We start from the raw sequence: 6896 nt of genomic DNA on the forward strand, positions 1-6896 counted from the left end.
ACTTTTCGGATAGGCTCTAAATAAAAAATGAACTGGATTAAGAGCCTATCCGAAAAGTCGATATCCAAGTTTCATTAGATAAAGAGTTGAATAGAGGAAGGGAATGATGTATAATTCATTGGAGCTAAATGAACTATTGGGGGTCAGAAGATTAAACTCACAACAAATGAAATTCAGGAAATTGAAGACCTTGTAGATAAATTCGCAAATGAATCTGAATTCGTAACAAGCGCCGAAAGAATAATTAGAGAATTGGAGATTAACGGAAAAAGTTGTAAGTTAAAAGTAATTATCGAAATCGAAGAAGATATTGAAATCGAAGAAGGTTATTTTGAAGATATTTATACTGATTGATTAATTAAGAGACTTTTTAATATCTTATGGGATCGCCATAATTTACCATCAATTTCACCTGCAATTGATACATCAATCAAAAACCCAGAAAATAATAAAAAGACTCTGAATTCGAAATTCAAGAACTTTGAATGTTCTGATAGTCATGGTATCAGCTTTAAAGATGATTTAACCGTGATAAAAGACTCTCAACCAACTCATTACAGGTTTAAAAACAGTATATAAATCACTGTATAGGTGAAGTTCGTCCAAATTGGATTAACAAGAGTTCTTACGTCAGAATGGCTGAAAAGTAATTTTAGTCCTTGATAGCCCTTATTGTTCTATTATCCGTATCTATCTCAAGCACTTTAATGCCTTTAAGTAGACGTTTATAAGTTCTAACGTAGTATTCTGCCAGAGTTTCATGGAGCTAATCTTTACGACAAAAAACTGTAATAATCCCTATGTGTGGCAGAGTTAAGGTTCAAAATTGAAAGAACCCAGTTTATAGAAAGAGTTGAGTTTATCGACACAGCAGTTTTTAGAATGGAATCCCCCAGAGAGGGTACCACTTTTCTACATTTTCTTCGATAGGCATTTCTCTCTCCATTTCCGCCCTTAACTTGAATTCAAAGGGGCTGTCCCTCTGCTTGCCAGAAAGAGGGATAAAGGGGTAATAAGTTCCCTGCTTAAAATTGTAGATCCAGTAAACGGTTTTTCCACGGCCGGAGTTCCCGGCTTCGGGTTCGCTGTCAAACCTGTAAATGGCACAGAGAAGTTGCCCACCAAAGCCGTGTTCTTCGAGAGTTTCACTTACAAGGTGAATGTTTGCAACAAGGTCTTCGAAATCCGGGTCTTTAAAAATAGCCCACAGGAAATTGAACTCGTCTTTTTCCAGCCTGAATTCAGTTTCCGTTTCCTTTGAACTGTACTCCAGAAGCTCCTGAATTTCCTTTCGCGCAGATTCGTACGCTGAAGCTCCTATTGGCTTAAAGCAGATCCCTGCCGATCCTGAGGGTTTTAGGCCGAGATTGCTTTCCAGAGTGATACTGGCTGTAGAAATTGCAAATAATTTCTCACTTTTTGCTTTTGGAAGCGTACTCTTACCGAGAATTGCATCCACAAAATCGCGAAGACCCATTTAGCTTCTCCTTTTTAAGTCGTTTTCTTAATTCATGTTATGAATTCGTTTTCTTAATTCGTGCCCAGCTAACTGAGATTTTATGACCTGGATCTTGCTGTGGCCTGGATTTTGCTAACACATCCAGTTAGCCCAGATCCTGCTGCATCTTTTCAAGTTTGGCTATTCTTTTTTCCACAGAGGGGTGAGTGGAAAAAATATCCATTATGGAAGAACCTGAGATTGCAGGGATGATGAAAAATGCATTCATTCCTTCTACTGACCTGAGATCTTCGCTCGGGATCCTGGACATAACCCCGCTTATCTTCATGAGGGCTGATGCGAGGTTAGACGGCTGTCCGGTAATAACGGCTGCGCCCCTGTCTGCGGCATATTCCCTGTAGCGGGAAAGGGCTCGAATAAGTATGAAACTGACAACCCAGACCGCAGCTGAAACTAGCCAGACAAGCAAAATGCCTCCACCTTCTTTTTTCCGGTCTTCTCCCATGTTTCCAAAGTAAAGGCTGTAACGGACAAAGTAGAAAGCCAGGGTTGAGATAAAACTGGCAATTGTCATAACAGCCATATCTCTGTTCTTGACATGGGTAAGTTCGTGAGCAAGTACGGCCTCGAGTTCGGCTGGAGAGAGTTTGTCCAGAATTCCTGTTGTAACTGCAATAACAGCGTTATTCTGGTTCCTGCCTGTTGCAAAGGCATTTGGAACCTGAGACCTGACAATTGCCACTTTCGGCTTCGGGAGGTCAGCTATTGCGCAGAGCCGCGTAATTATCCCATGCAGCTGTGGGGCTTCGCTTTCAGAAACGATCTCTGCGCCTGTTGACAAGAGCACCAGTTTATCCGAGTAAAAGTACTGGATAGCCATGAAAGAGCCTACAAAGAGCATCATGATCACTGGTGGAGTCCCGTTGTACGACAGAAACGCTAGGAAAAAAAGGTAAACTGCTGCCAGAAGAAACATTGTGAAAATCATCCGTCCCTGAAGTCCCAAATCCCTTTCCCACTTTCGTTTCATTGATTACTGCTCCCGAGTATGATTGAGATGTTGAATTCCGCTTAAGCGCGGTTTCAATTGGTTGTAACTAAAGCAAAGTGCTATGCAATGAATTGCAACTAAGTAAAGTGCGATTATATTTTGATGCGGCTAAAGTTAAGCGCGTTTAAAGGGTTATTAAATCTAAGTTAAATTATAATTAAACCTATGTTAAATAAATATATTAAACCTGCAAATATTAAATCTACAGATATTAACCTGCAAATATTAAGCATACTGATATTAAACCTATAAATATTAAACTTCCGTTAAATGGAAACCAAGTCCAATTAAATGGACTTACAGGTATTGACCTGTAAATCAAAGAAGGATGCACATAAGAAGAAAAACTTTTATTGAGGCCTGGGCAAAGGTTACGAAGGCATAAAACGACTGGCTTTTTTCACTTGGAATATGAACTAATCCAGCTATATATCCGATAAAAATATTTCCTCAAAGATTAAAGTTCTTTCCCCTTATGGAAAAGCTCAGAACTTCTGTTTATTCGGCAAGGATTTCTGTTCATCACTAAAAAATCCTCAAAAATAAGAGATGAGAACCTGCGAAAAGAAAGAAGATTTTGAAGAATAGATAAATATTCAGATGCAAAAAACACATTTAGAAATAAAGTATAAAAATAGCATACTATTTATAATTGGAATGTAATTTTTATAATGGAATTATAAACTCAGGTAAAAAATATGGATCTATAAAAAGAATAATAAGATTTGCACAATAGAATTTATAAAGCCGTATAATAGAATTTATAAGTGTTGTACAAAATAGAATTCATAACTGGTGTGTAACAGAATTTATATGCTGGATTCCTTTGGAGAATAGAATAATTATATAAGAATAATTAAAGAAGAATCATTTAAAAAAAATTAAAGAAGAATCCTTTAAAAAAGATACTTCTTTCCTGTAGAATTTCCGCAGGATTCTCCCAAAACCGGCATAGATCGGGAGATTTCTGACGGAAAAACTTAACCGAAGAAATTTAACCGAAGAGGTTTACTGAAGAAATTCAGTTATTAGCCTTTCCTTATTTAAAAAAATCATTTCAGGTTCACCCATGCAAAACATACTCTCAGTCCAATCTCTCACAAAGAAATTTGATGATTTTACAGCTATAAAAGAGATAAGCTTCAACGTTGGAACCGGCTCGATCTTTGCTTTTCTTGGCCCAAACGGGGCAGGCAAGTCCACAACTATCAAAATGCTTACAACCGTCCTGAAGCCCACATCAGGAGAAATAAGCATTAACGGTTTTAATGCGCTCAAAGAACAAGATAAGGCCCGTGCATCTTTCGGGATAGTCTTTCAGGATCCCAGCCTTGATGAAGAATTGACTGCTTACGAGAACATTGTTTATCATGCAGTCATCTATAAGGTACCTAAAAAGGAAAGGGCCGAAAGAATCCGAAAAGCCCTGGAAATTGTCGGGCTCTGGAACAGGCGGGAAGACTATGTCAAACATTATTCAGGCGGCATGAAGCGCAGGCTTGAGATTGCACGGTCACTTGTCCACTACCCGAAAATCCTTTTCCTTGACGAACCCACTGTAGGCCTTGATCCCCAGACCCGAAACTCAATCTGGAGTCATATCAGGAGCCTGAACAAAGAAAAAGGAATGACAATCTTTCTGACAACACATTACATGGAAGAAGCCGAAGCCGTTGCAGACCAGATTGCGATCATTGACCACGGAAAAATTATAGAATCCGGCACTGTTGAAGAAATAAAGAAACGGACAGAAACCGAATCCTTAGAAGAGGCTTTTCTGAAGTTGACAGGCAGGGACATTAGGGATGATAGTGGGTCTGGAAATAAAGTGCGAATCATAAGGGGCATGAGAAGGAGGATCAGGCATTGATTGAAGTAATCTATATCCTCTGGTTAAGACAACTAAAACATTACTGGCGCTCTAAAGCCAGGCTGCTGGGTTCTCTCGGACAGCCTCTGCTTTTTCTGGTAACATTTGGATTCGGTTTCGGTCCAATGTATACAAGGGCAAGCGGAGGGGCAAATTACCTAGACTTTCTTGCGCCAGGGATTGTTGCCATGTCAATTCTCTTTACTGCGGTTTTTTCGGGACTTGAGGTTATATGGGACAGGCAATTTGGATTTCTCAAAGAGACTATGGTAGCTCCTATTTCAAGGACAGAAATCATGATCGGAAAAACTCTTGGAGGCGCAACCATAGCCATGATTCAGGGCCTGATCGTGCTGAGCCTGACTTATGTGCTCGGGTTCAGGATTCCAAGCCTTGCAAGCCTTGCGCTTGGGCTGGTTTTTATGTTCCTGATAGCTATCTTCTTTACAGGCCTGGGCCTTGCCATAGCCTCAAAAATGAAAGACATGCAGGGCTTCCAGTTGATCATGAACTTCCTGATCATGCCTATCTTCTTCCTATCCGGCGCCCTCTTTCCCCTTGAAAACCTACCACAGGCGATCTATTTCGTGAGCAGGATCGATCCCCTTACTTACGGGGTGGACGGTTTAAGAGGAGCTATTGCCGGAATGAGTGTGTTTGGTATCCATAGCGACCTGGCAGTAATAGGTTTACTCTCAGTTCTTGTTTGTATGATTGGAGCATTCCTTTTCTCAAAAATAGAGGCTTAAAAGCCTCCTTTTTTCCAAAATTTACGGTTTGAAACTCAAAGTTTCGTATAAAATCAAGTATTATATAAATCATTAATGATTATTTTATATCAGTGTTGTACTATTATATACCTTTAAATTATTAAAGACTTTTAAATTAGGTATCTAATTAACTGCATCCTGAATTCAAGGATACTCAATATTTAAGGTAGATTCATTTGATTGACATATTAAAAAAGAGGCATTAAAGGTGCTGGATTTTGTTGAATTTTTAGCCCTGGGGTCATTTCTAGGCCTCGCTGCAGGAACATCTCCAGGCCCACTGCTGGCTGTAACCATTTCTGAAACTCTACAGCACGGCAAGTGGGAAGGAATAAAGGTTGCAATGTCTCCTTTAATTACGGACCTGCCAATCGTTTTATCCATACTGTATGTACTGTCGCATCTGACAAGTTATGATTTTATTATTGGAATCATTGCGTTTTTTGGGGCTTCATATCTCATATATTCAGGAATCGAATCACTGAAAATCAAAAAAGACAGCGTTGAATTAAATGTAGAAAAAGAGAATGCCCTTAGAAAAGGAGTTATTGTGAACTTTGGAAACCCGCACCCATATGTCTTCTGGTTTTCCATAGGCGGGCCGATAATTTTTAAGAGCCTAAACACTCACGTTTCAGCTACAATTTTGTTCATATTAGGATTCTATATCTTTCTTGTAGGGTCAAAGGTGGTTGTTACATTAGTTGTAGAAAAGTCAAAGTCCTTTATAAATAGTAAACATTACTTTTCTATTATCCGCGCTCTGGGAATTGCACAGATCATCTTCGGATTGACTTTTATTAAAATGGGCTTGAGTTCACTAAATATTTAAATATTATATGATTGCTCGTTTTGGATTTCAAAGACTCTAAGTATGATGGAAAAATTAGAATTTAATTTTCATTTAAGGTTTCAGATAAGGTTTCAGTTAAGGGCAGACTTGCTTGAGGCCGGAAACCACATCAGCAAGAAGCTCAATAGGGATTCCCATAATCATTTCATCGTCTGTAAGAGTGGCGTAAGCCCGACTTCCAGTGCAACCAATTGTAACTCCTACTTTTCCTTCTTTATAAACCTGTACAACGCCGTCAGAACATACACTCTGTGCTCCTGAGAAGCTCGTTTCAAGCCTTCCTCCTATCCCATACATTACAGCCTGTGTAAGTAACATCATCTGTTTAGGACTACCGAAAACCATAATGACGTCCGGAATAAATGAGGTCTTTTCTAGAGGAGAGTACAGAATAGCTTCTGTTGAATTCGGTGGAAGGGTAGGGGTCATGTCAACAGTACGTCTTGAGGCACCCAGTGTACTGAATAGCTCGAATTCTTTGTAATAAAGCTCTCCACTGACCAGGTTTTCAGGAACTGAGCCAAGACCCATTGCGCCAGCTCCAACTTTACACATTTGGTTATCATTTAAAGTATAAAATTCTTCTCGGTTTTTTCTAACTTTATCCACAAACTGGCAGTGAGTCATATCCTCTTCTGTCTTCCCAATACCTTCTGGAATTTTTTCTCCTTTAGGAATAAGTTTTACTGCTACAGGAGAAGCTCTGATTTTCAGACGTTTGATAAGTTCATGTCCATGGTGATTTACTTCTTTGACATCCATATTTTAATACATCCTTATTTTTAACTTTAATTCCAAAGTTTTTATAACCTTGGTGCTCCGATTATATTTCGTTGGTATTATAAATTAAAACTACATAATTGATATATTAATGGGGAAACGAGGAGCAAAAC

The 6896-nt window shown here is 39.0% G+C and carries 6 protein-coding genes; 3 read left to right on the plus strand and 3 right to left on the minus strand.

Features of this window, described 5'->3' with window-relative positions; genetic code table 11:
* Window positions 1–877: 877 nt before the first annotated feature.
* Both pspAB and htpX read right to left on the minus strand, forming a co-directional pair.
* Window positions 878–1477, minus strand: coding sequence for a PspA-associated protein PspAB (pspAB, locus tag BP621_RS16585; RefSeq protein ID WP_292391824.1), 600 nt, complete (start codon window positions 1475–1477; stop codon window positions 878–880).
* Between the two features lie 127 nt (window positions 1478–1604).
* Window positions 1605–2489, minus strand: coding sequence for a zinc metalloprotease HtpX (htpX, locus tag BP621_RS16590; protein WP_292391825.1), 885 nt, complete (start codon window positions 2487–2489; stop codon window positions 1605–1607).
* 1090 nt (window positions 2490–3579) lie between these two features.
* On the opposite strand from htpX, the gene BP621_RS16595 reads away from it, so the two are divergent.
* The 3 genes from BP621_RS16595 to BP621_RS16605 all read left to right on the plus strand — a co-directional run bounded on the left by BP621_RS16595 (window position 3580) and on the right by BP621_RS16605 (window position 5982).
* A complete protein-coding gene (locus BP621_RS16595) occupies window positions 3580–4380 on the plus strand; it encodes an ABC transporter ATP-binding protein (protein WP_292391827.1) in 801 nt (266 codons plus the stop codon).
* Entirely contained in the window at window positions 4377–5129 is a 753-nt protein-coding gene (locus BP621_RS16600) for an ABC transporter permease (protein ID WP_292391829.1), read from the plus strand. The genes BP621_RS16595 and BP621_RS16600 overlap by 4 nt, the downstream gene beginning before the upstream one ends.
* Before the next feature lie 229 nt (window positions 5130–5358).
* Window positions 5359–5982, plus strand: a complete 624-nt coding sequence (locus tag BP621_RS16605) for a LysE family translocator (protein WP_292391831.1) — start codon at window positions 5359–5361, stop codon at window positions 5980–5982.
* A 96-nt stretch (window positions 5983–6078) separates the two neighbouring features.
* On the opposite strand, the gene BP621_RS16610 is transcribed toward BP621_RS16605, so the two are convergent.
* Complete coding sequence (locus BP621_RS16610) at window positions 6079–6765, minus strand: DUF169 domain-containing protein (protein WP_292391833.1); 687 nt, start codon at window positions 6763–6765, stop codon at window positions 6079–6081.
* Window positions 6766–6896 lie beyond the last annotated feature (131 nt).

It is taken from the genome of Methanosarcina sp. UBA5 (assembly GCF_002505485.1).
Classification (GTDB): domain Archaea; phylum Halobacteriota; class Methanosarcinia; order Methanosarcinales; family Methanosarcinaceae; genus Methanosarcina.

What these genes read in the sequence shown, in the direction of transcription:
- pspAB (WP_292391824.1), bottom strand. Translation starts at nt 1,477, where the DNA reads ATGGGTCTTCGCGATTTTGTGGATGCAATTCTCGGTAAGAGTACGCTT.
- htpX (WP_292391825.1), bottom strand. Translation starts at nt 2,489, where the DNA reads ATGAAACGAAAGTGGGAAAGGGATTTGGGACTTCAGGGACGGATGATT.
- BP621_RS16595 (WP_292391827.1), top strand. Translation starts at nt 3,580, where the DNA reads ATGCAAAACATACTCTCAGTCCAATCTCTCACAAAGAAATTTGATGAT.
- BP621_RS16610 (WP_292391833.1), bottom strand. Translation starts at nt 6,765, where the DNA reads ATGGATGTCAAAGAAGTAAATCACCATGGACATGAACTTATCAAACGT.